This window comes from Clostridium zeae, assembly GCF_017312485.1.
GTDB classification, from domain to species: Bacteria; Bacillota; Clostridia; order Clostridiales; family Clostridiaceae; genus Clostridium_AR; species Clostridium_AR zeae.
Genome location: NZ_BMBA01000004.1, coordinates 180,907 through 207,056, shown reverse-complemented (window position 1 = coordinate 207,056; position 26,150 = coordinate 180,907). Strand labels below are relative to the sequence as shown.

General features: G+C 31.2%; 27 protein-coding genes. 21 read left to right on the top strand and 6 right to left on the bottom strand.

The annotated features are described in order from the left end of the window. Nucleotides 1-20 precede the first annotated feature (20 nt). The 4 genes from J3477_RS18135 (at nt 21) to J3477_RS18120 (ending at nt 2,246) form a co-directional block, all read left to right on the top strand. The gene (locus tag J3477_RS18135) at nt 21-212 is read left to right on the top strand and encodes a hypothetical protein (protein ID WP_206871353.1); all 192 of its coding nucleotides are present in this window, start codon (nt 21-23) and stop codon (nt 210-212) included. 44 nt (nt 213-256) lie between these two features. Next, on the top strand, nt 257-1,099 hold the full coding sequence (locus tag J3477_RS18130) for a DUF2268 domain-containing putative Zn-dependent protease (RefSeq protein ID WP_206871352.1): 843 nt from the start codon (nt 257-259) through the stop codon (nt 1,097-1,099). 117 nt (nt 1,100-1,216) lie between these two features. Beyond that, nucleotides 1,217-1,567 (top strand): DUF2200 domain-containing protein, encoded by a 351-nt coding sequence (locus J3477_RS18125; protein ID WP_206871351.1) that lies wholly within the window; start codon nt 1,217-1,219, stop codon nt 1,565-1,567. Between the two features lie 175 nt (nt 1,568-1,742). Continuing rightward, complete coding sequence (locus tag J3477_RS18120; protein ID WP_206871350.1) at nt 1,743-2,246, top strand: HAD domain-containing protein; 504 nt, start codon at nt 1,743-1,745, stop codon at nt 2,244-2,246. A 35-nt stretch (nt 2,247-2,281) separates the two neighbouring features. Here J3477_RS18120 and J3477_RS18115 read toward each other — a convergent pair whose 3' ends face one another. Beyond that, nucleotides 2,282-3,046, bottom strand: a complete 765-nt coding sequence (locus J3477_RS18115; RefSeq protein WP_206871349.1) for a DeoR/GlpR family DNA-binding transcription regulator — start codon at nt 3,044-3,046, stop codon at nt 2,282-2,284. A 161-nt stretch (nt 3,047-3,207) separates the two neighbouring features. Between J3477_RS18115 and J3477_RS18110 the strand changes: the two genes are divergently transcribed. From J3477_RS18110 to J3477_RS18085, 6 genes are all read left to right on the top strand, one after another. Next, entirely contained in the window at nt 3,208-3,990 is a 783-nt protein-coding gene (locus tag J3477_RS18110) for an HAD family hydrolase (protein ID WP_206871348.1), read from the top strand. Nucleotides 3,991-4,043: 53 nt separating this feature from the next. Continuing rightward, nucleotides 4,044-4,625: a DeoR/GlpR family DNA-binding transcription regulator gene (locus J3477_RS18105; RefSeq protein ID WP_206871347.1), complete on the top strand. Its 582-nt coding sequence runs from the start codon at nt 4,044-4,046 to the stop codon at nt 4,623-4,625. Nucleotides 4,626-4,863: 238 nt separating this feature from the next. Next, on the top strand, nt 4,864-5,418 hold the full coding sequence (locus J3477_RS18100; RefSeq protein WP_206871346.1) for a MarR family winged helix-turn-helix transcriptional regulator: 555 nt from the start codon (nt 4,864-4,866) through the stop codon (nt 5,416-5,418). Between the two features lie 289 nt (nt 5,419-5,707). Continuing rightward, nucleotides 5,708-6,649: an ABC transporter ATP-binding protein gene (locus tag J3477_RS18095; RefSeq protein ID WP_206871345.1), complete on the top strand. Its 942-nt coding sequence runs from the start codon at nt 5,708-5,710 to the stop codon at nt 6,647-6,649. Nucleotides 6,650-6,667: 18 nt separating this feature from the next. Further along, nucleotides 6,668-7,411 carry an ABC transporter permease gene (locus tag J3477_RS18090; RefSeq protein ID WP_206871344.1) on the top strand — a complete coding sequence of 248 codons (744 nt, stop codon included), beginning with the start codon at nt 6,668-6,670 and terminating at the stop codon, nt 7,409-7,411. Further along, nucleotides 7,411-8,388 (top strand): ABC transporter permease, encoded by a 978-nt coding sequence (locus J3477_RS18085; protein WP_206871343.1) that lies wholly within the window; start codon nt 7,411-7,413, stop codon nt 8,386-8,388. Before J3477_RS18090 ends, J3477_RS18085 begins: the two co-directional genes overlap by 1 nt. A 247-nt stretch (nt 8,389-8,635) precedes the next feature. Here J3477_RS18085 and J3477_RS18080 read toward each other — a convergent pair whose 3' ends face one another. After that, on the bottom strand, nt 8,636-9,508 hold the full coding sequence (locus tag J3477_RS18080; protein ID WP_206871342.1) for a LysR family transcriptional regulator: 873 nt from the start codon (nt 9,506-9,508) through the stop codon (nt 8,636-8,638). A 180-nt stretch (nt 9,509-9,688) separates the two neighbouring features. Between J3477_RS18080 and J3477_RS18075 the strand changes: the two genes are divergently transcribed. The 10 genes from J3477_RS18075 to J3477_RS18030 all read left to right on the top strand — a co-directional run bounded on the left by J3477_RS18075 (nt 9,689) and on the right by J3477_RS18030 (nt 20,335). Beyond that, nucleotides 9,689-11,140 (top strand): MFS transporter, encoded by a 1,452-nt coding sequence (locus J3477_RS18075; protein WP_206871341.1) that lies wholly within the window; start codon nt 9,689-9,691, stop codon nt 11,138-11,140. 682 nt (nt 11,141-11,822) lie between these two features. Then, entirely contained in the window at nt 11,823-13,019 is a 1,197-nt protein-coding gene (locus J3477_RS18070; protein WP_206871340.1) for a tetratricopeptide repeat protein, read from the top strand. A 91-nt stretch (nt 13,020-13,110) separates the two neighbouring features. Beyond that, complete coding sequence (locus J3477_RS18065; RefSeq protein ID WP_206871339.1) at nt 13,111-13,257, top strand: hypothetical protein; 147 nt, start codon at nt 13,111-13,113, stop codon at nt 13,255-13,257. 518 nt (nt 13,258-13,775) lie between these two features. Then, nucleotides 13,776-14,192 (top strand): VanZ family protein, encoded by a 417-nt coding sequence (locus J3477_RS18060; RefSeq protein WP_206871338.1) that lies wholly within the window; start codon nt 13,776-13,778, stop codon nt 14,190-14,192. Nucleotides 14,193-14,472: 280 nt separating this feature from the next. Continuing rightward, nucleotides 14,473-15,006: a sigma-70 family RNA polymerase sigma factor gene (locus tag J3477_RS18055; RefSeq protein WP_206871337.1), complete on the top strand. Its 534-nt coding sequence runs from the start codon at nt 14,473-14,475 to the stop codon at nt 15,004-15,006. Nucleotides 15,007-15,019: 13 nt separating this feature from the next. Then, nucleotides 15,020-16,060, top strand: coding sequence for a DUF4179 domain-containing protein (locus tag J3477_RS18050; RefSeq protein ID WP_206871336.1), 1,041 nt, complete (start codon nt 15,020-15,022; stop codon nt 16,058-16,060). Between the two features lie 264 nt (nt 16,061-16,324). Beyond that, a complete protein-coding gene (locus J3477_RS18045; protein WP_206871335.1) occupies nt 16,325-17,410 on the top strand; it encodes a serine hydrolase domain-containing protein in 1,086 nt (361 codons plus the stop codon). Nucleotides 17,411-17,542: 132 nt separating this feature from the next. Beyond that, nucleotides 17,543-17,893, top strand: coding sequence for a winged helix-turn-helix transcriptional regulator (locus J3477_RS18040; RefSeq protein WP_206871334.1), 351 nt, complete (start codon nt 17,543-17,545; stop codon nt 17,891-17,893). 223 nt (nt 17,894-18,116) lie between these two features. After that, nucleotides 18,117-19,337 (top strand): MFS transporter, encoded by a 1,221-nt coding sequence (locus J3477_RS18035; protein WP_443092729.1) that lies wholly within the window; start codon nt 18,117-18,119, stop codon nt 19,335-19,337. Between the two features lie 155 nt (nt 19,338-19,492). Continuing rightward, the gene (locus J3477_RS18030) at nt 19,493-20,335 is read left to right on the top strand and encodes an aldo/keto reductase (RefSeq protein WP_206871333.1); all 843 of its coding nucleotides are present in this window, start codon (nt 19,493-19,495) and stop codon (nt 20,333-20,335) included. A gap of 224 nt (nt 20,336-20,559) precedes the next feature. Here J3477_RS18030 and J3477_RS18025 read toward each other — a convergent pair whose 3' ends face one another. Next, complete coding sequence (locus tag J3477_RS18025; protein ID WP_206871332.1) at nt 20,560-21,867, bottom strand: esterase/lipase family protein; 1,308 nt, start codon at nt 21,865-21,867, stop codon at nt 20,560-20,562. Between the two features lie 481 nt (nt 21,868-22,348). Between J3477_RS18025 and J3477_RS18020 the strand changes: the two genes are divergently transcribed. Next, nucleotides 22,349-23,512, top strand: coding sequence for a MerR family transcriptional regulator (locus J3477_RS18020; RefSeq protein ID WP_206871331.1), 1,164 nt, complete (start codon nt 22,349-22,351; stop codon nt 23,510-23,512). Between the two features lie 49 nt (nt 23,513-23,561). Here J3477_RS18020 and J3477_RS18015 read toward each other — a convergent pair whose 3' ends face one another. The 3 genes from J3477_RS18015 to J3477_RS18005 are packed head-to-tail and all read right to left on the bottom strand — an operon-like array spanning nt 23,562 to nt 26,146. Beyond that, nucleotides 23,562-23,741 carry a hypothetical protein gene (locus J3477_RS18015; RefSeq protein WP_206871330.1) on the bottom strand — a complete coding sequence of 60 codons (180 nt, stop codon included), beginning with the start codon at nt 23,739-23,741 and terminating at the stop codon, nt 23,562-23,564. Between the two features lie 13 nt (nt 23,742-23,754). Next, complete coding sequence (locus J3477_RS18010) at nt 23,755-24,921, bottom strand: ABC transporter permease (protein WP_206871329.1); 1,167 nt, start codon at nt 24,919-24,921, stop codon at nt 23,755-23,757. Then, nucleotides 24,875-26,146 carry an ABC transporter permease gene (locus J3477_RS18005; RefSeq protein WP_206871328.1) on the bottom strand — a complete coding sequence of 424 codons (1,272 nt, stop codon included), beginning with the start codon at nt 26,144-26,146 and terminating at the stop codon, nt 24,875-24,877. The genes J3477_RS18010 and J3477_RS18005 overlap by 47 nt, the downstream gene beginning before the upstream one ends. Between the last annotated feature and the right edge of the window lie 4 nt (nt 26,147-26,150).

Here is a 26,150-nt window from a genome sequence, read left to right as displayed (position 1 = left end):
TGAAGAAGGAGAATCCTCTGATGTGGGGTTCTTCTTTTTTTATTGTATTGATGAATACAACAGGTATCTTAACAACACCGCTGACTGAATTTAGAGCATTTTACAAAATAAATGTTATAAATAGATGTACTAAAAGTAATAAACTACAAAACTTTTTTAAAGATAGATTATATGTAAAAATATGCTATAATTTCTATATAGATGAAGTTTGACTATTTCAAATTTTAAAAGCATTTTAATATCGGAAGGAGAACGAATGAATTTAGAAATAATTGCGGTTTATGAGAATTTGGATGGTTATCTTTTGGAGATGGAAAAAGATAATGCAGATTATAAGGAGCTATGGGATAAATATGCTATAATGCCTTACTGGGAGAAGCTTAGTCAATGGGCACCTTTTGATATGTCTGACAGAAAGCCAAAGCCAATAAAAGATGTAAAAAAATTGAAACAGCAGATAAAACTATTGAGAGAAATAAATATCGATACGATTAAAAATGAGTTTTTACGTGCTTCAGAGGCACTGCCTAATTATGATGATGATACAATAGTAATTGCAATTTACCCTCTTGATGATGAAGAAACTACTATTAAGGAACAACAGAATGGTGTTCAAGGGGTTAGTGTATTCGGTAATATGTTAATACAGGTTAATCCATTTGCCGAAGACTATTCTAAGTGGATTTCATATGTATTTGCCCATGAGTATCACCATTCGGTATGGGGAAATTATTGGCATGTAGTTCATGGAGGGCGTACAGGAAGCTGTATTGAAGCTTTGTTGATAGATGGACAAGCAGATTCCTTTGCTAAAAGTCTTAATCCTACATTGAATCCAAAATGGATTTCTCAAATTTCTAAGGAGCAAGAAAAGGAATTGTGGAATAACCATTATTCAAAGGTATTAAGTGAAACTAATTTTGATTATGGAACTTATATGTTTGGAAATGAGGATTTAGGAATACCTTGGTGCGCTGGCTACTTCTTTGGACATAGAATTATTGATAGCTTTAGAAAAATCCATCCTGATATTACCCCAAAGGATATACTTGAAATGAATTCAGAGGAAATTTTCTCTATGAGTAAGTATAATTCATGATTTATAGCCAGCTTAAAATAAGATTAAATTATCTTATAAACAATAGAGATGACTTTCCTTTGAATGTGACTGTTTTTAATGATACAATAAGGAAAACCACATAAGCGAGGATATATCATGACAAAACATAATATATATAAAATGAGTGTAGCAAGTGTCTATCCACTTTACGTTAATAAGTCTGAGAGAAAAGGACGTACGAAAACAGAAGTCGATGAAATCTTACGTTGGTTGACTGGATATAGCCAGGAAGAGTTAGAAATAGAACTTGAAAAGCAGACAGATTTTGAGACCTTCTTTGCAAACGCTCCTCAAATGAATCCTTTACGTTCTTTGATTAAAGGTGTGGTCTGCGGTGTTCGAGTTGAAGACATCGAAGAACCAACTATGAAGGAAATTCGCTATTTGGATAAGCTGATTGACGAGTTAGCAAAAGGAAAAGCAATGGATAAGATCTTGAGGAAATAATAATTAAAAACGAAAAAACACTGATTTCATATATAAAAGAATCAGTGTTTTTTGTTGAAAATTTATTCTTAATCAATTAATATGAACGGTTTATGTAATTTTGCAATTAAAATAAAGATTTTACTGTAGTGATAACTTAAATATAAAAATGTGAACGCTAGATATGGAGAGAAGAATGAAAATATTATTTTTAGATATTGATGGAGTATTGAATTCAAATTTTTGGAATGATGCTAATGAAAGAGAAATCAGTGAAGGCAAGTTTATTGATACTGAAAAAGTTTTAATGTTATCTAAGCTTATAAATGAAACGGATGCTAAAATTGTCTTACATTCTGGATGGAGATTTTGGTTTGATGACAATATGAATCCACTTAGATATGAATCCATATACTTTACTGAAATATTGAAAGCTCATAATTTATTTATATACGATAAAACACCTGATCTTACAACTGAGGAAATTAGAAAAACTAAAAAATTCAGTTTGGTAAAAGCAAGAGAAATTTTATTGTGGTTAAATAAAAATGATAACATTGAAGAGTACTTGATTGTTGATGATTTAGATTTGAATAATCAGGAAATTGAAGTGCATCAAATAAAGACAGATGCAACTGTAGGATTGACAAATGAAAATGTAGTAGAGGCAATTAAATTGCTTAATGCAAAAACACACTGAAGATGATCATTTCAGCGTGTTTTTGCATTAAAAATCTATATTAATTTAATATCATATTGGCTAAGTAAATTCATTATAGCATCACTAGGATCTGTTTCAGTAATAATTCCATGAAAATCTGATATATTTGCAAAGTTATAGATCCCATCGAGGTTAAAGCGCTCATTTGGAGCAAGTAAAAATAATTCCTTCGAGATTTCCATAATTGCTTTTTTGGTACCAGCATCTTCGGACTCACAAGAACTTACACTTCCGTCACCAAGATCAATTCCACCACAGCCAATAAAGGCCTTATTACAGCGATAGAGTTTAATTTGCTCATTTGAGTGAGAACCTACATTTCCACCGATTATAGGATTATAGTCCCCACCTATAAAGATTGTATGTACGCGGCAATCTGTTCCAAGCATTGATGAGATTTCAACCATGTTTGTAATTAAGGTAATATTTCTATTATAATCCGTAATAAGTTTAGCAAGAAGGTATGATATACTTGAGGCATCCAAAAAAATGGTGTCGCCATCTTTTATTACTCCATAGGCTTTTTCAGCAATCACTTCTTTTAAATCTGTATCCTTTTCTACTCTCTTTGAGAAGCTTTCTCCATTTACGATAGTTCTCTTTATGTTAATTGCACCGCCATAGGTACGCTGCAGCAGATTATTTTTTTCTAAAACCTGAAGATCCTTTCGAATCATGCTTTCGCTTACACCAAACTGAATACTTAAATTCTTAACTAATACTTTGCCTTCGCTTTCTATTAAATCTAAAATCTGTTTATGTCGTTCCTCAATAAACATAGCTTCCTCCAAATTGTTCTCATTTGTTTCTATTTTATCAATTAATTTAAAAAAGTGCAATTGAAATATTGACAAATGGGAATAAACGAAATAAAATGATAATGAATGACAGCTAATGAAAAAGAATATAATTACAATTTGTTTAGGAGGATGAAAGTAGTATGAAAAAGGCGGTATTTTTTGATATTGATGGTACCTTAATTGATTGTTTAAATGGATTAACAGATATTACTCCTAGGGTTAAAAAAGCTATACGTGAATTGCAGGCAAAGGGAAATTATGTTTTCATTGCAACAGGAAGACCGTATGCCTTTCTAAATGAAGTAATACTTAATTTTGGATTTGATGGTTTCGTATTTACTAATGGTTCATATGTTAAGGTTGGAGATAAATGCATTCATAAGGAAGCTATGGAAAAAGAAGTTGTAAAGGAAATGGTTGACAAGTTTGAAGAACTTGGCGTTGAATATATTTTACAAGGGGAAGAATACTCATATATTAAGGATGATCATAAAGCTCTCCATTCTTATTATGATACCTACAGTATATCTAAGAAATATCTATTAGGTGACTTTGAACTTGAAGAGGTTGAGTCATATAAGATTGAAATGTTATGTAAGGATCAAAAAGGGATTGATTATTGTACATCTATAGAGAAGGATAGGTTTTCATGTCTTAACAATTCAGATGGATCTTTTGAACTATATTCTAAAACAAATTCCAAAGCATCAGGAATCTTAAAGGTTCTAGAGTTTTTAGATATACCTGTAGAAAATAGTTATGCCTTTGGTGATGGGCTAAATGATATAGAAATGTTGTCCACAGTTGGCTGCGGAATTGCCATGGGAAATGCTAATGACTTTGTTAAGAGCCATGCTAAAAAAGTTACAGATACGGTGCAAAATGATGGTGTAGCTTTGGAAATTGAAACATTTATTTTGTAAAAAAGAGGCCAGGCTATATTAAGAGTATATTGGTAAATGAGGTGGGGATATTGGTGAATAAATCCGATTATCTAGAGAAATATTTTGATGATAAGTTATTAGTTAATATAGATAAGAAATTTAAGATTGCACAAAAGGCAGTTGAAATGATACCTGAGAAAGGTGTTGTCATCTTAGATTCTGGAACTACTGTGTTGCAAATTGCTAAGCTATTAAATCTTAGAAGTAATCTAGTCATAGTCACTAGTTCCTTTATTGCCGCACAGATTTTAGAAAATACTAAAAACCAACTCATTGTAACCGGTGGTGAATTACGAAGAAAAAGTATGTCCTTCGTTGGTCATTTAGCAGGTAATACCATTGAAAACATACACGCTGATATAGCCTTTATGGGCTGCGATGGGTTTCATTCAAAAGGACCTTGTTCTAGATCTTATAGAGAATTAGAAGTTAAGCAGAAGATAATAGAAAACTCTAAAAAAGTCATCCTAACTGCGGACAGTTCCAAGTTTAGCATTGATGGATTATATAGATTTGCAGACTTCAATCAAATTGATCAGTTGATAACTGATTCTAGTATTAAGGAAGAACAGCTTAAGTTGCTTCCAACAAATATTAAGGTTAGCATTGCATAGCTAATGGTAATACTTTGTAGTAACCAAAAGTATTATAGAACAAAGAAGCTTTTTTATATCGTTATAAAAAAATTAATAGTCTGTAAAGATAAAAATTTGTGAAAACTAATTACTTTAGAAGTGATGGAGCGTACACTATAGAAATTTAGACAGTATATTGATGAACTTTGAATATTTTGCTATCATTAGGCTAAGAATCTAATTCAAAGATAGACTTAAGAGAAGAAGGGTGATTTTAATGGATGTTTTTAAAGAACTGTTTTTAATGCAGCAAGCATATGCAACATTATTTTCACTTACCAATAAGGTACAAATGGTAGGCGATAAATATCTTGAAGGGCTGACCTCAAGGCAGTATATGACTATAGTTGCAATGGCGCATCTAGATGAGGATGAAAGAACTATAAATAATATTGCAAGGAAGTTAGGAACTACAAAGCAAAGCGTAAAACAGCTTATAGATATAATGGAGAAAAAAGGCTATATAAAAACTGTACCTAGCACTAAGGACAAAAGAGCTATCAACGTTATGATTACTGAAGAAGGAACAAAGGTAATTGTAAAGTGCACTGAAAATGGAATTTATTTATTTGCAGACTTGTTTAAGGATTTCTCTTCAAGTGAAATAGAAACACTATGGAATCTATTAAAGAAGTTATATCAATTTGATGGTGAAGAACAGGATGGTTTTGAATCAGAAGGATTTTTAGACCTTGGCGTGGATCCAAGTGAATTTCAGGAGAAAGTATTAAATGAATTTGGAAGACGAAGAAACTTAAAAAAGGAGTTATAACTTTAGTTATAGTTCCTTTTTTGTTGTATAAAAAAATTATGAAAATATTTAGACAGTATATTGACTAAACATTGAGAAAGTATTATTATTACTTTAGACAATATATTGTCTAAAGTATGAAAAGAACATTGTAAAAAATGTAGTAATAATTTTATATTTGAAGAGCCTATGCTAAGAAAACGGCAAAGTTTTGTAAATGATTATAGATTTGAAATGTTGCATATTTAGGTAATAGAATGCAATTTTAAAAATATACAAATAGACAATATAATGTCTAGAAGGAGAGAGTATGGTTAAGGATATCATTACAGTAAAAAATCTTGAAAAAAATTATGGTTCAAAAAAAGCAGTTGCAGGTATCAATTTTTCATTGAAAGATGGAGAAATTTTAGGACTTCTTGGACCAAATGGTGCAGGAAAAAGCACAACTCTTAACATTTTATCTACCATATTGAAGTCTGATAAGGGAGAGATAGATGTTTTAGGGCACAATCTGAAGGAGGATGCAAAAACTATTAAGCAGTCAATAGGAATAGTTCCTCAAGATATAGCTATTTATGAAGAGATAAGTGCTGAAAAGAATATAAGCTTTTTCGCAAGTCTTTATGGATTAAAAGGAAATGAACTCAAGAAACAAGTTAGAGAAGCCTTAGAGTTAGTAGGACTTTATGATAAAAAGTCAGATAAACCAAAGACTTTCTCAGGAGGGATGAAAAGAAGACTAAATATAGCTTGTGCCATTGCTCATAAGCCAAAAATAATAATAATGGATGAACCTACTGTAGGTATTGATCCTCAATCAAGAAATCATATATTGGATTCCATTAAAACACTGAAGGCTAGAGGGGCAGCTGTGATTTATTCCACTCACTATATGGAGGAAGTAGAAGCTATTGCTGACAGAATAATCATAATGAATGAAGGTAAGATAATAGCTGAAGGAACAAATGAAGAACTGAAGCAAAGGGTTAATGATGAGATTTCTTATTCTTTTAATGTTAACAATTCAGAGAAGCTGATCGATGAAGAGCTTTATTTAATAGAAGGAATTAAAAAGGTTAAAATTCTTGAAAATGAAGTATACCTAACCTCATTAAAATCAAAGGATAATCTTAATGAAATAATAGCAGTCTTCCTAAAAAGAAACTGCACAATTAAAAGTATGAATAGCAAAGAAGCATCCTTGGAGAATACCTTTCTGGAGCTTACAGGGAGAAATTTGAGAGATTAGTAAAAGGGGGGGCATGATATGAATTTAATAAAAATAGTAAAATTCGATATTGTTAATATAATTAGAAATCCAACTTTAATAATTGCAAACACTATATTTCCATTGATACTTATTGGAGTTATTGGGTTTATTACAAAGGGAGGGTATGGCTCCTTAGGTATTAATTCTTATGATTATTATGGAGTCACCCTGATGATTTTTACAGCAATTATGCTGGCAATGACAGCAACAAATACCTTTATGGAAGAAAAGGTTAAGAAGGGTAATACCCGTATTATATATGCGCCAGTTTCCAAGGCAGAGATATATCTTTCCAAATTAATTGCCACATATATTGTAGGTATAGTTTGCTACAGTCTTATTATACTTTTTGCTCAATATATCCTGCATATGAACTTTGGAGGGAAAAATGTTTTATACGTGGTTATTCTTATAAATGTACTTTCCTTATTCGGCTGCTGTCTTGGTACAATGTTTTGCAGTATTTTTAAAAAAGAGCAACTTGCAAATTCCATAATGCAGATTCCTATATTAATATTTGTATTTTTGGGAGGAAGTTTCTTCCCTGTAGAAGGTCTTGGTAAGCTAATAACTAAAATATCTGTTATATCACCAATAAAATGGATCACAGAATGTGCTTTTAAAATCATTTATGATAATGACTTTAGTATGTATATATCTACACTTGGCGTAATTTCAGTTTTTTCTATAATCTGCATTATTATAACTCATATAACCTTTAAGCCAGAGGAGTATGTATAATGAATATATTAAATATTTTTAAAAATAATCTAAGAAGAACCTTAGCACAAAAAGCTACTATAGTTATTGCCTTTATTCTTATACCAGTTATGATTGGAGCTGCAGTGCTATTTTCAGAAAAAGCAGTTATAAAAGGGACTGTTGCTTTTGTATCAGCTACAAACCTTAATATTCCTAAGGATAATAGGGTGAATATTGATATTTTAAAAGAAAAGCCACCTATTTCTTCTCTGTTTATGGGAAAGTATGTCGCTATAGTAGAAAAACATAATAGCGATTATATAGTAACCACCTTGAAAAATGAAAAAGATAAAAAAGTCATAGAAGCATACTTTAAAACAGGCAAACTGCCAGATAATATTGAGGATACCTCAAAAAAAGGTGAGGGAACGAACATCTTAGGTTTTATTCTTATGATTCTATTAATGCAAGGGGTAGCACTGATAACACTGTATACTGAGGATAGAGATAAAAAAACTTTAAGAAGAATACTGATGTCTCCGGCAAATGAGAGAATATATCTTTTTACACAAGAGCTCTTCACATTTTCCTGCATTTTTATACCTTCTTATTTAGCCTTAGCAGCTACCAAACTTGTTTTTAAAGTAGATATGGGGTTTAGTTATGGAATGATGTTTATATTAGTTGCCATAATTTCTGCACTATCAACCTCATTAGCACTTTTTATAGCTTCAGTCTTAGGTTCAGAGTACTCTTTAGTCTCCACTGGAATTTATATGCTGACTAGTTTACTGTCAGGCTGCTATATATCTTTTACCGAAGGTAATAAGTTTTTGGATAAACTATGCAGTGCACTGCCTCAGAAAGCATATATGACGATGATACAAGGAATAGAAAAAGGAAAAAGCTTATCTCAATTCAGTAACCAGCTTATTTACTTATTTATTTGGATTGCAGCTGCTTATCTGCTAGGAAGTGCTATAAATAAAAGAAAAATTAAAGAAGGCATATATTAAAGGGACGGGCATACCGCCCTTTTTTGTGTAAATAGTTATATATTTAAATAGTTTAATAGTTATATATTTCCCAAGTTAAAATTTAAAATAGGAAACTAGGGAAAAAGTTTTATAGTTCATATAAAATAGTTTTATAAGTAAGACTTTAAATCTTTACTGCAAAGCTCAAAAAAATGTGAAAATATTAAAATAATAGCAAAACCCACGAAGTTTTAATAAATAGAACTTCGTGGGTTGTTTTATTTTCTTAAATTCTTTTATATGCTGTGTTTTGTTCTATCATTTCTATAAATTTTGAAAGGGAAGTAGTCATTAAGGAATCTTTTCTTCTTACAAAAAAAGTTCTTGTGGTGTTATATTGATCAGGTACAGGAAATGATTTTAGAAGACCTTTTTCCTCATATTCTTTAATAGTAGATTTAGGAACAAAAGATGCACCAAGATCAGCTATCACACCTTCAATAATAGAATTCAAATTATTAAATTCCATATATCGTATATTATAAACACCTTTAGATTTAAGCCAGTTTTCAAGTTGTGTTCTGTTAGGACAACCTGTTGAACTCATTAAGAAGGCCTTAGGATATAAATCCTCTACTTTAGTATATTTAGAATTAGAGATAAGTACTAAATTTTCTTCAAATGCAAGTTCGCTAACGATACTGTCATCAGTAATAGAAGAAGTTTTAATAAAAGCACCATCTAATTGAAAGTGTTTAACTTTATAAATAAGTTCGTCAGATTGACTGGTTATAAGCGATAAATCAACTTTAGGATAAGCTTTATGGTATTGTGACAAGATTTCAGGTAGTCGCATAGCTGATACTGTATGAACTGCGCCAATTGACAAACTACCAGAAGGATCACAAGAATCATTTAATGCTTTATCAGCTTCATCTAGTAAATAAATGATTTTTTCGGCATATGCTAATAATTTTTCACCAGCAGGGGTTAAGATCATGCCGCGCTGCCTATAAAATAATTGTGTTTTTAAGTCATATTCCAATTGCTGAATTCTAGCGGACACATTGGATTGAACATAGCCTAAGGCATGGGCAGCCTTTGTTATACTCCCTGTTTGTGCTACAGCTCTAAAAATTCTTAATTCATTACTTTCCATTTACATACCTCAATATATCACAAAATATGAATCTTAATATCTGATATAATCATTTTACATGATATATAATCTCAAGTAAACTATATTTAGAAAATAAAATTAAATGGCTTCGATGGGATAAACAATATAAAGCTTTATTTGTAATCGAAAATTTATTCCATTTATAGATAAGGAGATTATATGAAGAATTTTAAAACACACAAATGGAGTATTCTACTTGTTGTTACCTTAGTATCATTTATTACAAATTTGGATTCAACTATTGTGATAATAGGCCTGCCAAAGATGATGAAAGGACTAAATATTTCTGTAACAGCAGGGCTATGGATAATTACAGGCTACATTATTGCAAGTACAGTGCTAATATTACCTGCTGGAAAGTGGGCGGATATAGTAGGCGCAAAAAGAATTTTCATGATAGGACTTATAATTTTTGCTGTTGGTACAATACTCTGTGGAATTGCAGGCTCAGGATTAACTTTGAATATATATAGATTAATTCAAGGGGCCGGGGCTGCTTTGGCAATGGCCACTGCAACTCCAACCATAGTAAAGACTTTTCCTAGCAGTCAACTTGGATTAGCTTTAAGCATTAATGCTACTTCTTGGGTAATTGGAGCGATAGTTGGGCCTGTAGTTGGAGGTGCTTTAATTACTCACTTTGAATGGCGTTCAATATTTTTTATTACAGTACCTTTTGTACTAATTTGCATAATAGGTGCCGCTTTGGTGCTGGAGGATGTTAAGCCTAATATTAAACTAAAAAATGACTGGGTTGGGATATTTACCTTTAGCTTAGGTTTAATATTAACAATGATAGTACTTTCTGAGGGACAGTCCTTAGGATGGTTGTCATATAAAACCATTGGGTTAAGTATATTTGCAATTTTATTATGGGGTATATTTATAATTACGGAATTACGTGTGGAAAATCCATTATTCAATTTTAGTTTACTTTCATACAGAGAGTATTCAATTGGACTTGGAATTACATTATGTTACTGTATAGCTTATTTTTCATTACCATTGTTATTAAGCATATATTTGCAAAGTGCGCTACATCTAAATCCAACTTTATCAGGACTATTAATGGTTTCACTATCTGTTCCACAACTTATACTCGGACCTTTTGCAGGAAGATTTGTAGATCATATTGGAGCTTTAAAGACTCTAACCTTTGGAATAATTTTTCTTATTATAGGAATATTCATGCTTGGAAGGCTTGGGGCGGAATTATCTGTTTCAGCTGTGGTATTCCCACTAATACTATTATCCATAGCGAATAGCTTAGCATGGCCATCATTAGCGAAAACTGTATTATCAGCAGTACCTAAGGAGGACAGTGGAGCAGCTTCAGGAATATATTATACAATTCTTAATATAGGTAAGGCTTTAAGCCAAACTTTAGTAATATTAACGATTGAAGTGGTTATACCTGCAGATGTAGTTTCTAAAGCAATAGTAGGAATAGGGAGTTTAAGTAGTATAAATATGAATGGTAATTTAGTTAATTCAATAGATTCTAGCTTCAGATTTTTCACCATTTTCTTTGTAATTGCACTAATTTTAAGCTTCATTCTTTTATATTCAAAAAGGAGAGAGGATGCTAAGGGCCAGGCAGAGGTGGTTTAATTTATAATATAAGTGTTAATTACTTATATATAGTATGTGAACTTTAAAGTAACGCTTTATCTACACAAAAAAGGAGCTGTTTCAGAAATAGCGAATATCTAGGCATAGATCTTGAAGAAAAAGCAGTTGAGCCAACTCCTGTAGCAGAGCTTTACGTATTAGAGTTAATCAATAAAATTGTGTACCATGTGGATACATTCATGTTTGTATTACCTACCGTATGAATACATCGATTTGGGGAGATCGTGATTTTGATTATAGAGCAATAGAGCTTATAGATCTGCAGAATCAATATCGTGATATTGTGAGCGAGTGAGATTGGCATGCGGCTTTTCAGGAATGGGATGGGACTACGGGATTAGACTTACCGCTGGACGATCCTTGGGTAGAAGCAAAAACATTTTACGTACTAGATTTAAGTAGGAAATACGGTGGGATGAAGTAATTAGACGCGAGGGCGAAAGCTCTTGCTTTTTTTTCATATTTTTAATAAATTTACATTTTTTTATAAAATAAGTGTATTACACTGTAAAAAAGAGGTATAATTATACGTACATGTATCTGTTATTAAGCATATCAGTAAAGAGGGGTGAGTAGTTTGGAGTTCTATCTTCCAAGTGAAAAAATTAAACTGATGAGGAAAAAATTTAGAGTAAATCAAGCGGACCTAGAAGGGGAAAACATGACTAGGGCGTTTATTAGCATGATGGAAAGTGGAAAAAGATCTATAAGTAAAGCGAGTTCTAAGAAGCTAGTTGAGAAGTTTATAGATATAGCAAAGAGGATTCACGTAAACCTTGAGCTTGACGATGAGTATTTTTCTAGATTTCCTGAAGAAGACGCCAGGTATTACTGCGAAAATGAAATCAAAAATGGACAAGCTCTTAGCCACAAAGATTTAGAAGAGCTAATAGAGATTGAAAAGTCTTTCCATCTTGATGATCTACTAGCAGAAACATATAGGAAAAATGGCCTTCTCTACTTTAATGAAAAAGAGTACTTCCAGGCTTTTAGCAATCTACACAGCGCATTAGGGAAGTACAAAGAAATAAGATCTTATGTTCCGCAAATTGAGATACTCTGCTATCTAGGTAATTGTAAGTTAAGAAGTAATCAATTCGAAGACTCCATTTTCTTCTATAAACAAGCGGTAGCATACGCTGAGGAGTTTGGTGTACAAAATAATTATTTCATAGCAAGTCAGTCCTTAGCAACAGTATACGGGCAAATGAAAAAATACGATGAATGTTTGGCTGTGCTAGATAATAACATTATAAATCATAAAGTTAAGGCGGATCAGCTAGTCTTAGTTAACGCTAAATTAATGAAAGCTACAGTATTACTTTATACCAATAAAGACCACGAAGCTGGAAAAGCATTCTTTGAGATAATTCCTGAAGTGCGCACTTGCGATCCATCTTTATTAGGACTCATTTATAATAACATAGCGGAGTATTATTATAAGGTCGAGAATTATGAAAAGGCTCTATTATATATATCTGAAGCACAAAAACATAAACTTGCAACAAATAAAGAGTTTTTGTCTAGCACCTTGGCGTTAAAAGGTAAGATATTGCTTGCGCAAGGCATGCGTGAGGAGAGCATACTACTGCACGAGCTGGCTATAGACTTGGCAGATCAATATAGGCGTTTCGATATGCTAGTCGATAACTACAAAAATCTAGTAAAAATACTTGAGGAAAACAAAGAATTCAAACGAATTGAACAGAAGATGGAATATATGATTACAACCTTAGAAGAAAACAATGTTGAAGACGGGATTCAATACGCTCTCTACAAGCTCATGGAGATAGCTACAGTGCAGAATGACAGTGACAAAGCGCTGAAATTATTGCACCGATTAGAACACTTCCTGTAAAATTTTTATAATTTTATTTAGCAATACATGCGGTAAAATGATTACTTTTGTAATATAATAGTAACATAGACATAAAAAGGGGTGAATGGGATTGAAAAAGAGAGTGTCAAAAATAATAATCAGTGTTTTGCTTCTAGCTGTGGTTGCTGTTCCAGTGCTTGGGAATAAGACAAGCATCGGAAATCTAGGCGGTACTTATCAGGTTTGTGATTGGCCTAATCCAATTAATCCTCAATAATTTAATCTAGCACCTAAAGGCGTGAGCGGCTCTGTTTGCTTGCGCTTTTATTTTTTGACATGCATAAAACAAAAATAATATCTGATACTATAGGTTAGGTAAATAAGCGCCACGGTATCTGGCATGTTTTTTTATTGACATGCTTGGAGTACCAGGTCAGAATGGCAATAAATGACACAATATCGTGCCAATACGGCGAGGTTTTGAAAGGAAGTATTGTAATGGTAGAATTTAAACTAGCAGAACTCTTAGAAGAACAAGGAATTACTAACTAGACAGCTTTTGCTAAAGAAGTGAAAATGACTAGATGGTCATTCACTAAGCACGTGAGCCATTCTATTCAGCGTATCGAGTTAGTAGAAACCATCTAAAGTCTTTGCAGAGCCTCCAAATGATCTATTTAAGATTGCTAATGAGGACGGTACTGAATGGAAGCCAAGAGGATTGCGTGCTAAGAGGTCTAAGGGTGAAAAATAACAATTAGAAATCAAAGTGCCATAGATCGTATTAGAAGATTTGTGGCTTTTTTTCCACTGCCATTTCAGAGTAATTTAATACATGATATGAGAGTACAGCAATATCTGCATAATAAATTCGTTCTATTAAAAAGTATATCTCAAATGATGCACCTTGGGAATAAAGACATAATTTTACGAAATATACTAGGAAATATTATATTGCTTAGACCGCTAGGTTTCTTTACATCTTTACTATTTAAGAAATTTAGAAAGTTTGGGTATACATTGCTTATAGGCTTTATATTCTCAGTTGGAATTGAAGGTATGCAATTTTTAATATCAGCTATCTTAGGATTTACTTATAAGATTACTGATGTAGATGATATAATCTTAAATATATATGGAGCTGTAGTAGGTTTTATCATGTTTAAGTTATTCAGTATATTGATTGAATCAGATGGTATTACAGAAAATTAATACAAAGTTATCTATTTTGGCTACTGGTAGCTCGCTAGTAGCCTTTAATATTTAGTGATTCTGTAATTATTATAGACATGGAATGCGTAAGTTCTATAAGTATTGAGTCTATGTTTTTATGTGCTTCTTTAAATAAGGAAAAGCTATCCATAAAAGAATCTGCGGAGATTAGCTTTTATTATAAAATGTAATTATAAAAAAATATTATTTTTTGATAGAATTCGATTTACTATATTCGAAATAGTAAGTGTAAGGGCCCTTCAGAAAGGAGAATTCTACTATGGATGAAGAAATTTGCTCATTAATAAAAAATAGAAATGAAAAAGGTATGGAGCTACTTATTAATGAATACTCACCATTAATAAAAGCTATAGTAAAAAAGCATTTATATAATCTTTCTCAATATCATGAGGAGTGCATCAATGATGTATATCTTGGAATATGGAACAATATAGCTAGCTTTAATAAAGAGATGAATATATTAAAAAATTGGATTGCTGCAATAACTAAGTATAAGGCTATTGATTATAAAAGAAAATACTTAAAAGCACTTGAGTATATGGACATAGCTCAGATGGAATTAGAAAGTGATTTTAACATTGAAAAAGAGGCTTTGAAGGACGAACTAGAGCATGAAGTTGAGGAGATTCTTAAAAGCCTTAGCCCATTGGACAAACAACTTTTTATCAAACTTTTTGTAAAAGAAGAATCCATAAAGGAAATTAGTGAGGAATTTAATATAAAACCATCTGTAGTATACAATAGAATTTCAAGAGGAAAGACCAAACTAAGAAGTTTATTTTCCAGATCATGAGGAGGAATAATCTATGAAGAATGAGTATAGTTTGCTTAATAATGTAGATATAGATTTGTCACAATATATGATAGAAGAAGTGAGTGAACTTGAAAAGAAAAAAATGATGAAAAAATTTATGAACTCTAAAGGTAAAAGAGGATTTTGGAGTAAAAACAAGGTATTGGCAGCTGCAGTAGCTGTATTTTTGGTAGTTAACCTAGGGGTACATGGGGATAAGGTTTTTGCAGCTGCAACGAGCTTTAAACTTAATATCAATACTTGGGTAGGTCTAAATAATAAGTATGAAAAGTATTCGATGGAAGTTGGGAAAACCTTGCAGGGAAAGAACACTAAGCTTACTTTAAATGAGTTTTTTACTGATAGTTCGAGAGTCATTGTTAATTTTAATATTACTAGGGGAGTAAATGAAACATTTGATAATAGGGTTAAGCTAGTACCTGATGTATATATTGATGGGAAAAAAGTAGAAAGAAGTTCAGATTATATTGGAGCTGGGGTAACACAGGTTGAAGGGAAAACGGATGAAAGTAATGCAATTCTTGAGATTGAGGGAAAAGACCTTCAACTAAGAAATAAAGAACATGTAAAGTTAGTATTTGCTGCTTTAGCAAAAGAATGTGGGGTTAGTGATTCTGAGTTCACTTATAGTTTTGATTATGATGGAACCAGTTATAAAAATGCCTCCAAAGTTATCAAAGTAAATAAAGATATAATAATAGGTGAAAGTAAACTTTCCATAAGTGAGGTCACAGTTACTCCTGATAGAGTACTTATTTCAGGTACTTCAAAAGGTTTTAGTGGATGGGCGATAACTAAAGATGTAGATTATTATTATGATATAGTTGAAGAAAACAATAAATCACTTCCGATGAAAGAGCAAATAGGGAAAGGTGCATTTTACTATAGAACTGAAGAGTTTAAGGATGTAAATAAACTAAGAATTATTCCATATACATTTAATAAGATAGCAACTAATACTACTTCTGTTGATAGAGATGGTAGAACAAAATATATTCTTGAAGATAAGATTATTACAGTTGAATTAAAATAGTGAAGAGTATGTTTTTAAACAAAATATGGTACAAATAACTGAAGTTTATAGCCTTAGCCGTTGATATTAATTGGTTAGGGCTATTTTTGTAAGCAAAAATAATATATCTAAATCAGTAAGGTAGATGAAATGTTATATATAATATTAACCAATAAAAGGTATAATAAACAATAGATTAGATAGTATTAATCTATGCTTTTATAGATAGATTAATGAAAATTGCGGAGCAGTAGAAGTACTCTGCATTAACTTGGAGGATATAACATGAGAAATTTTGTAGAAAAAATATGTAATCACTATGCCACAGAACTAAATTTCAGTGGAGTGTGCATGATTAAAATTAAAGGAGAAACAGTATTTGAAAAGGCATATGGTTATGCAAACAGAGCATTTAAAATAAAGAATGAAGTTGATACAAGCTTTGATACAGCATCGGTGACTAAAGTTTTTACAGCAGTAGCAGTCCTGCAGCTTGTTGAACGAGGAAAATTGAGTTTAGATGATAAAATAGTAAATATAATTGATTTGAAGGGGACAAAGATTCCTGACGATGTTACAATAGAACAATTATTAAATCATACATCAGGTATTGCAGATGATGCTGATGAGGAAGCAGGGGAAGACTATGCAGCATTATTTATCCATAGTCCTAATTATGCAATACGTGAATGTAAAGATTTCTTGAAAAATTTTGCCTATAAGGATCCCAATTTTAAAGCAGGTACTAATGTTAGATATTGTAATTGCTCTTTTGTACTCCTTGGTCTTGCAATTGAAAAAATAACAGGAATGAAATATCAAGATTATGTAACTAAAAACATATTTGAAAAGGCAGGTATGACTGGGACAGGATTCTACTCTATGGATGGTATAAATGAGAATACTGCAGAGGGATATACAAATATTACAGATACAGATGGTAGTATTATTGGATATAAAAAGAATATCTATTCATATCCTCCAACAGGGACAGCTGATAGTGGGGCATATACTACTGCAGATGATTTAAATAGGTTTTTAATAGGTATTCAAAATGGTACACTTCTTAATGAACAATACTTTGATATATTAATGCATCCACACTGTAATTTTTATGAGTCAAAAGAAAATAATCAAATACCAGGATTATATAAAAGAAATGGATATGCCTTTGAGTTTTTTATGATAAATGATGAAAAAGAACCATTTTGCATATATAAAGATGGTTGCAATTATGGTGTATCTGCTATGTTTTCTTACTATCCAGAAAAGGATATAAGTCTTGTGCTATTATCTAATCAAGAATGCAATGTTTGGGCGATGAGAAGAGAGATTCAGTTAGAACTGTATAAAAAATATTATAATCAATAGCATACTTAGATATTGAAAAGTTACATGTAACTTTATTGGGGTGATAAATATGTGAGCTCAAGCAAGACCTTAGAAATGCTGTAAACATATTTGAAATTTAATTCGATAATAATACTATAGAGGTGAAAGGTTATGATTGATTATAGGGGAAAACAGTACGTATGCCTATTAGATTTAGGTTTTGAAGTAATTAGAGGTAAGTGGAAGTCTGTAATAATATGCCATCTTGGTGATGGCCCAAAGAGGTTTATGGAATTGCAAAGAATAATTTGTGGAGTAAGCCAAAAGGTGTTAAATGAACAGCTTAGAGAATTAGAGGAAGAAGGAATTATTCATAAAAAGATTTATCCAGAGGTTCCACCAAGAGTTGAATACTGTCTTACAGAAAAAGGCAGAGAATTATATCCAGCATTAAAACTGATTGAAGATTGGTCAATAAAACATTATAGGGAATATGAAAAGGATTCAGAAGAACATAGATAGAGGAATGATAAAAATCATTCCTTTTATTTTTTATTGAAAAACCCTTTGAATTGCACTTTTACAACCTCTAGGTAAGTAATTAACTTTAAAGTGCGTACTTTTTTATATTAAGATTTTGTATCATAATAAGTCCTATAAAAATTTAAAATGCTTTCTTTAAAATGGGCCCATTTAAAGAAGCCGTTTAAAAATATAAAAACTACTTATTATAGGAGGACCAACATTGGAAGAAAAATTATCATTAAACAAAGATTCAAATAAAAACGAATGTATTAATCATGGAAAACTTGCATTATTAGCTTTAGCTATAAGTGCTTTTGGAATAGGAACTACGGAATTTGTTATAGTAGGGCTTTTATCAACAGTAGCAAAAGATTTAAAAATAACAATTACTCTAGCAGGACTTCTTGTATCTGGATATGCTTTAGGGGTAGCCTTTGGGGCTCCTATTATTACCGCAGCAACCAGTAAAATGTCAAGGAAAACCTTACTTATTTCATTAATGGTTGTATTTATAGCTGGAAATACAATTGCTGCACTATCTCCAAGCTTTGGTTTATTACTCATTTCTCGTATCCTTACAGCTTTTTCTCACGGAGTATTTTTTTCTATAGGATCAACAATAGCAGCAGATTTAGTACCGGAGGATAAGCGAGCAAGTGCAATAGCTATTATGTTTACAGGTCTGACTGTTGCAACAATAACAGGAGTACCACTTGGAACTTATATTGGTCAGCTATTTGGTTGGAGAGCTACTTTCCTAGGAGTAGCGATTCTTGGGGTTATAGCTTTAATATGTACTTCTATTCTAGTACCCAATAAATTAAAAGAAGCAGCGCAAGTTTCAATAAGCGATCAAATAAAGCTTATAACTAACAAAAGACTTATTCTTGCATTTTCAATTACTGCACTAGGTTACGGAGGAACTTTTGTAACATTTACATTTCTAAGTCCAATATTAGAGAAATTGACAGGTTATTCACCAAATGGAGTAAGTGTAATATTACTACTATATGGCATAGCTATTGCAATAGGTAACACTATTGGTGGTAAAGCTGCCGATAAAAATCCTTTAAAGGCACTTTTTTGGATGTTTTTAATACAAGCAATAATATTATTTACTCTAACCTTCACTGCTCAGCTAAAGGTTTTGGGAACAATTACTGTTATCATAATGGGGTTGTTTGCTTTTATGAATGTACCTGGTCTTCAGGTGTATGTGGTTCAATTGTCTGAAAGATATGTACCCTCTGGAGTGAATGTAGCTTCAGCCATAAATATTGCAGCTTTTAACTTAGGTATAGCTATTGGTGCATTTGTAGGTGGTATAGTAGTTGATTCATTAGGACTAGCTAATACACCTTGGGTTGGAGCTATAATGGTTTTAGGGGCTGTTTTACTGACAGCTATAAGTCGTTATTTAGATAGTAAAGATAAACTATAAATAAAATTGAAATTAATTCTATCTAAAGATGTAGATATTATGCTAAATCTTACGTAGAGGTAAGTAATCTAACGAAAAAGTGCGTACTTGTCACTTGTAATGTTGAATCATATAATAAGCACATATTAGAAAATAGATTATATGGAGGTATATGAATGATAAATAATTTAAAAAACACTGTAACTTTAAATAATAGTGTAAAAATGCCATGGCTTGGGCTTGGCGTTTTTAGAGTGGAGGATAGCCAAGAATTAGTTGATGCAGTAAAAAGTGCAATAAAAAATGGTTATAGAAGCATAGATGGAGCAGCTATTTATGATAATGAAGTAAGTATGGGAAAAGGTATAGCTGAAGGAATAAAGATTACAGGTATTTCAAGGAAAGATTTATTTATAACATCTAAAGTTTGGAATGCTGATCTGGGATATGAAGCTACAATAAAGGCTTATGAAACAAGTTTAAAGAAACTTGGACTTGATTATTTAGATTTATATCTTATACATTGGCCTGTAGAAGGTAAGTATAAAGATGCTTGGAGAGCTTTGGAGTACTTATATAAACAAGGGCGTGTAAAAGCAATAGGATTAAGTAATTTTCAAGTTCATCATCTTGAAGATTTAATGAAGGATGCAGAGATTAAGCCAATGATAAACCAAATAGAATTTCATCCACGCTTAACACAGGAGAAGGTTAGAGAATTTTGTAAACAAAATGATATTCAAGTTGAAGCATGGTCACCACTGATGGTGGGTAAATTATTTGACAATGAAATATTAAAGGAAATAGCTAATAAGCATAATAAATCTATTGCTCAAATTATATTACGCTGGGATATACAAAATGGAGTGATCACTATTCCTAAGTCCACAAACGAAGGAAGAATAATAGAAAATTCACAGATATTTGATTTTGAATTAACTAATGAAGAAGTAGAAAAGATAAATTCTTTAAATCAAAATTTTAGGGTAGGACCTGATCCGGATAATTTCGATTTTTAATTTACTCTAGAAATCTATATGATTTTGGTTTGATTATAATATGAAACCACTGAGAAATGAATCTATATATTTTATTGAAATACTGAAAGCTCATAATTTATTCATATATGATGAAACATATAAATTCAAATTTATATAACAATTAAAACAAACCTCATTTATAGTAAGTATATTAATCAGAACTATAAATGAGGTTTGTTTTTTATATACGCTGATTTATTTATTTAAAAAGGAAGTTCATTTAGAATTTTGGCTAAATTTATGAAGGTGTTTTGAAGATATTTTTGATAAATAGGATTATCCTGCAATACTACTTGAATATGATCTACATCATTTATTTCGCCCATATAATTCCACAATCCTCTTTGAATTGTGGTGTTTTGGTTGTAGTTAACAACCTGATCTTTAGAGCCTTCATGAGGGGCTATAGCAGATCTAACACTAACAATGCCATCATTTCTCCACCAACTACTATCTACTTTAACTTTTCCTTCGGTATTATTTGTGTATTGCCCCATAAAAATAGAACTTTTTATAAGTAAAGGATTCATGTTTGGATTAGGAATTTGATGCTGAGTTAATAAATCCTTATGTGTATCAACACAAGAAATAGAAAAATAATAAATATCACTTTGCGCTTTAACCCAACTGTTTAATTCTTTTGCACCTTCTTGAGATAAATCCCATATACTTAAATCTTTAGTGTCTTTCCAGATATTACTGCTAAATACTCTATGAATATAACTATCGTAAGATTCATCCGGTAGTTTTTTTAATCCCCATTGGTCCATTCTAAAATCAAAGCATGGATTACTAGAATTAATTACTCCATTTCTGCTTGCGGCAGCAGCAAAGAATTGATGCATGATAGGTTCAAGATTATTTTGTTTTTCATCTTCTTGACTTCCATCGTGAGGAGTGGCAATAGTAGTAATGCTATCAATCCAGTGGTTGCCACCTTTAAATAATGGACTTATGTCAGTAGTATTATATTTTATTTCATCAGGATCGCCATTTTCTAATAATTGAGCAAATACTCTAATTGTTTCTCCGCCCATGCTGTGACCAATTAAATGTATTTTTTTCAACCCTTTTGCGTCTGAAGCTCCTAGTTCAGGATAAACTCCAGGATAAGTTCTTCCATAACGGGAATGCCCGTATTTTTTTGAGTGTTCTTCTCCATAGTCTACTGTACCACCTTTTAGATATGCATATAATTCACAGGCTCTATCCCAGTTACTTGATATAGAGCCAATAGTAGGCGTGAAAATTGTATATCCATTTTTGGTTAGCATTTCCTTTATACTGTTTTGACCACCCCAATAATTTATTCCAAAAAGTTCATCGTTTCCCCAACCAAATAAACCATGAACCATAACTATAGGGTAGTTATTGTTTAATTTTGGTAACGACAAGCTTGTACTAGAAGTTTTATTGGGGTTAGTTGCAGCAAAGGTGTTAACTGAAGGTGTAAGCACCAATACCATGAAGGATAGGACTAAGATTAGAATTTTTTTAATATATTTTTTCATAGAAGCCACCTCTTTTGATATTTTTTGTACTGACTAGTACAATATAGCACCAATCAATCAAAAAGTAAAAAAATGTAAGTAACCAAAAAACATCAATTAAGTTATTGTACTGAATAGTACAAATATAAAGCTCCAAATTTCTTTAAATTAATAAGGTACATCCATATATGTAAAAATAAATAGAAGAGGATTTTTAAGTGTGATAATTGAATTTTATAATAATTTATTTCATAAGTGTTGACCCTAACACCACGTCATAGTGTAATATATAAATAAACCGGTTCAAGATAATATATAATTTGACAATATATTGAATTGTACGGATTATATAATTATAGGCTCAACTTCAACATAATGCTAAGAAGAGCTAAGAATAAAAACTTAATTTATTAATAAAACATGCATCAATCTATAACTGAAAATCAGGTTGCAAAATGGTTGTTATTATTGATAGCGGTAAGATTAAACCTTGAGGTGTACAATGAGAACAGTAAAACAAGTTTCAGATCTGACAGGAATAAGTGTACGTTCACTACATTATTACGATGAAATAGGATTATTAAAACCAAGTGAAATTACAGAAGCTGGGTATAGGCTTTATGATGATGAAGCCCTTAAAGCGTTGCAGCAAATCTTGTTTTTTAAAGAACTTGATATCTCGTTAAAGGATGTTAAAGAGATAATGGGGAGTCCGTACTTTGATAAAATGGAGGCTTTAGAGAATCAAAAAAAGCTGCTTTTAGTGAAGCGTAAAAGACTGGATGACTTAATAGAGCTTATAAATAAAACCTTAAAAGGAGAAAGTGAAATGAGTTTTAAAGAATTTGATATGAGTGAATATTATAAGGTATTGGAAGATTTTAAAACAGAACATGAAGATAAAGTAATAAAAATGTACGGCAGTATAGAAAAATATAATGAGAGAATTGAAAAAATCAAAACTAAGGAAGAGGAAATAGCTAAAATGGCTATCAAGGAACATGGAAGTATTGAAAAGTTTGCTGAAGCTATTAAGAAGAATTTTGATAGTGATATGTTTACACTTTCAGAGCAGGTTGATAAATTTAAAAAGGATTGCTTAGAGGGTAGACATCCTAGGCTAAGGGAGTTATTTGGTAAAATCACTAAGGATTTAAGTAAAGATCCTACCTCTAAGGAGATTCAAGAAATAGCTGGAGAAATAACAACAACTGCTAAAATGGATTATGAAGTATTCAAAACTGCTATAGGAGATGATGTGTGGTACTCTAATGTACAACTCTATTTAGTATATCCAGAGTGGATAGAATCAATAAATGAAAAGTATGGAAGTGGAGCAGCTAAATTTATAGGAGAGGCCTTAAAGTTTTATTTGGAAGATAAGCTTCCGAAATCAGTGATTTTATATAAAAACCTTACAGCCGATTTAAGCAAAGATCCTTCTTCAAAAGAAATTCAACAGATCGTTGAAGAAATAGCAACTGAGACTAAAAAGAGCAGTGATTTTTTAAAAGTTGAAATGGGAGAAAATCATTGGGAATATACTGCAGAGCAATATCTTTCAAGCTCAATATATGAAAAAGTCATGGATAAGAAATATGGAAAAGGTGCAGCTAAGTTTATCGGAAAAGCTCTTAAATTTTATGCTGAAAATATGAAAAAATAAAATGAATTAGCCTGTTCGCTTTAAGCTGAACAGGCTTTATATATAATTTTTAAATATGGAATATATAAGAGATTGAATTAATGATAAGGTAAATACCTAAAATTCTAAGTGGAACTCTTGGAAGTGTGCCGTCCTTTTTAAAGATTATTTTTACAAACTTACCCATAAAAACATTGATTATAATTCCTACTATTAACATGATTATATATATAATTAAATTTGTATTCATTTTTGGATCCTCCCTATGCCCTTTCGGCTCTAATTTTTAAATTTAATAAAAGATAGGATATGGTTAAACCTGAAATTCCAACAAAAGTAAGTATGATTATTGAAGGGAATTCTGTATTAATAGACGTATTATTAAAAATTGCAGCATTAATAGATTTTATTGCCCATGCTTCTGGTGTAAATTTAGAAATAAGCTGCATAGCACTGGAGGTTATTTCATCTATAGAGAAGAAGCAACCACCAAGTATTCCAGTTAGTGCCATTAGTATTGCCCCAAGTATTGTAAAGCTCTGTTGCTTTTTTATGAAAGGAACAAATATCATCACAACCCCAGTTAAAGCTAATAAGTAGGCTCCAAATATAATACTTTCTACAGGAAGATTAGTTATAAGGTTGACCTTGAACAGGTATTTTCCTGCAATTAGAATAGTAACTATGACAATTAATCCAAAGATATAAGTTGCTGCTATTTTTGATATTAGGTATTTAGTGTAATTAGTTGGAGTTCCTAGTATTCGCTCAAAAGTATTGTTGTTTTTTTCTTCTATTAGTGTCCTGAAACCTTGGATTACAACAAACCAAAGGAACATTACTAAAAAGCCTATTAGTCTACTAATGGTTGAAGTATGATTACCGTGATCATCTTTTAGAGTTCTATCTGTAATAGATATATTTACATCATTTTTAACATTTTTAAATAATTCATTTGATACAGAATCATTAGATAGATTTAGAGTTTGTGAGATTATCTTAGAATCTAAAGTTACTTTTTTTAATGTATTTGCTTCACTCAATACGATTTGCTCTAATAAAGCTCCATCTCCGGTTTCATAGTTTTCAAGTGTTTTCATATTTAAGCTTTTACTAGAAGTTAAACTATCTCCAAAGTTCTTATTAATCACAAATCCAAATGAAATGCTGTTATTATCTAATTTTTTCTCTAGTTCACTTTCTGAGAGGTTAACTATGTTTATTTCGTTATGTTTTGATAGCATATTTATCAATTGCTTTGAGTAAACACTTTTATCTGAATCAGCTATATATAAATTTATTTTAGAGTTGCTTTCTGAAAATGAAAACAGATAAGTTAGTAATAAGGGTGCTGCTAAAATTGCAAAAATTGCAATTCTATTATTAAACAGCAGCTTTAATTGATTTTTTATTAACATTAAGATTTGCATTATTAATTCTCCTTCTTTCTCTATATAAAACTAAGGATATTAAAAGAAATATAATTCCAATTCCTATAAGTGCAATAAGATCTAGATAGATATCAGAAATACCTTGCCCTTCGCAAATTTTTAAATAGCAGTTTATAGCTTTTCCATTTGGTATTAACTTTTGAAGTGATTGAAAGTTAGATGGTAAAGAATCAGCACTTATAAAACTTCCACCTAAAAAGCTAAAACCATAAAGGATAACGGAAGCAAAGCTTGAGATAGACATTTGATCTTTTGCTGCAATGCCTGCACAAAAGACTATAGTTCCTATAGTAAAGCCATATGCAACAGTAATAAGTAATATATGAAGTGGATTTCCAAAGGTTACTCTAAATACAAAGTGGCTAATTAACATTACAATTGACATTTGAACCGTAACTGCTAAAACTATGCCTAAAATTTTTCCAAGCGCATACTGAATATCTTGAGTTGGTGTTGATTTTATTCTGAATTGAGTATTTTTTAGTTTATCGTCTACTATATTATGGGCAAGTTCAAAGGCTGTTAGAATTGAAAACATAACTACCATAGCAATTGATTCGTACTGCATTACATCAATCGGTTTAGTATTTTTGTTAGTTGAAATTTTAGTGATATCATCAGAATAACTGTCAGTACTTTGGATTTTACTGATTAAATTCTGTAGTTCCATTGGACTCATTTTACTTGTTGAAGGCAAGTTCTTTTCTACTTCGTTTTCTTCGATTCGAATTGTCTCTATATTTTGGTTGAATCTATCTAATATATTTTTTACAATTCCTTTATCTATTTGCTTGGTGTTATCTGCAAGCAAAATAATATCTGTTTTAGTATTATCCAAATATGCTTTTGTGAAGTTCTTTGGAACATATATGAAGGCTGCTGCCTTTTTGTTTTTAATTAGGTTTTCACCCTCAGAATAGCTTGTTACGGTCTTTAAACTAAATAATTCCTTCAAAGCCTTTGAATCTAGTACATCACTTTTAAGAGTTTCGCCAAGAGATAAAGCTATTGAATTTTGTGATACTGCCTCATCTTCACTGTAATATGCAACTTCAAAGGTTGAAAGCTTGGAGTTTGAATTACCAAACATATAACCTAGTATCAGTATTAAAACACAGGGAAATAATATTAATTTTAAATAAAATACTTTTGTCTTTGAAAGCAGTTTCAAATCTATAAATAGTAAATGTAATAACTTGTTCATAGTA

Excerpts from the sequence above, each read along its gene's own strand:
- J3477_RS18100 (WP_206871346.1), top strand. The coding sequence starts at position 4,864 with ATGGATGTTTTTAAAGAACTGTTTTTAATGCAGCAAGCATATGCAACA.
- J3477_RS18085 (WP_206871343.1), top strand. The coding sequence starts at position 7,411 with ATGAATATATTAAATATTTTTAAAAATAATCTAAGAAGAACCTTAGCA.
- J3477_RS18045 (WP_206871335.1), top strand. The coding sequence starts at position 16,325 with ATGAGAAATTTTGTAGAAAAAATATGTAATCACTATGCCACAGAACTA.
- J3477_RS18135 (WP_206871353.1), top strand. The coding sequence starts at position 21 with ATGTGGGGTTCTTCTTTTTTTATTGTATTGATGAATACAACAGGTATC.
- J3477_RS18115 (WP_206871349.1), bottom strand. The coding sequence starts at position 3,046 with ATGTTTATTGAGGAACGACATAAACAGATTTTAGATTTAATAGAAAGC.
- J3477_RS18125 (WP_206871351.1), top strand. The coding sequence starts at position 1,217 with ATGACAAAACATAATATATATAAAATGAGTGTAGCAAGTGTCTATCCA.
- J3477_RS18075 (WP_206871341.1), top strand. The coding sequence starts at position 9,689 with ATGAAGAATTTTAAAACACACAAATGGAGTATTCTACTTGTTGTTACC.
- J3477_RS18025 (WP_206871332.1), bottom strand. The coding sequence starts at position 21,867 with ATGAAAAAATATATTAAAAAAATTCTAATCTTAGTCCTATCCTTCATG.
- J3477_RS18055 (WP_206871337.1), top strand. The coding sequence starts at position 14,473 with ATGGATGAAGAAATTTGCTCATTAATAAAAAATAGAAATGAAAAAGGT.
- J3477_RS18095 (WP_206871345.1), top strand. The coding sequence starts at position 5,708 with ATGGTTAAGGATATCATTACAGTAAAAAATCTTGAAAAAAATTATGGT.
- J3477_RS18010 (WP_206871329.1), bottom strand. The coding sequence starts at position 24,921 with ATGCAAATCTTAATGTTAATAAAAAATCAATTAAAGCTGCTGTTTAAT.
- J3477_RS18050 (WP_206871336.1), top strand. The coding sequence starts at position 15,020 with ATGAAGAATGAGTATAGTTTGCTTAATAATGTAGATATAGATTTGTCA.
- J3477_RS18040 (WP_206871334.1), top strand. The coding sequence starts at position 17,543 with ATGATTGATTATAGGGGAAAACAGTACGTATGCCTATTAGATTTAGGT.
- J3477_RS18070 (WP_206871340.1), top strand. The coding sequence starts at position 11,823 with ATGACTAGGGCGTTTATTAGCATGATGGAAAGTGGAAAAAGATCTATA.
- J3477_RS18020 (WP_206871331.1), top strand. The coding sequence starts at position 22,349 with ATGAGAACAGTAAAACAAGTTTCAGATCTGACAGGAATAAGTGTACGT.
- J3477_RS18015 (WP_206871330.1), bottom strand. The coding sequence starts at position 23,741 with ATGAATACAAATTTAATTATATATATAATCATGTTAATAGTAGGAATT.
- J3477_RS18110 (WP_206871348.1), top strand. The coding sequence starts at position 3,208 with ATGAAAAAGGCGGTATTTTTTGATATTGATGGTACCTTAATTGATTGT.
- J3477_RS18005 (WP_206871328.1), bottom strand. The coding sequence starts at position 26,146 with ATGAACAAGTTATTACATTTACTATTTATAGATTTGAAACTGCTTTCA.
- J3477_RS18080 (WP_206871342.1), bottom strand. The coding sequence starts at position 9,508 with ATGGAAAGTAATGAATTAAGAATTTTTAGAGCTGTAGCACAAACAGGG.
- J3477_RS18090 (WP_206871344.1), top strand. The coding sequence starts at position 6,668 with ATGAATTTAATAAAAATAGTAAAATTCGATATTGTTAATATAATTAGA.
- J3477_RS18030 (WP_206871333.1), top strand. The coding sequence starts at position 19,493 with ATGATAAATAATTTAAAAAACACTGTAACTTTAAATAATAGTGTAAAA.
- J3477_RS18130 (WP_206871352.1), top strand. The coding sequence starts at position 257 with ATGAATTTAGAAATAATTGCGGTTTATGAGAATTTGGATGGTTATCTT.
- J3477_RS18120 (WP_206871350.1), top strand. The coding sequence starts at position 1,743 with ATGAAAATATTATTTTTAGATATTGATGGAGTATTGAATTCAAATTTT.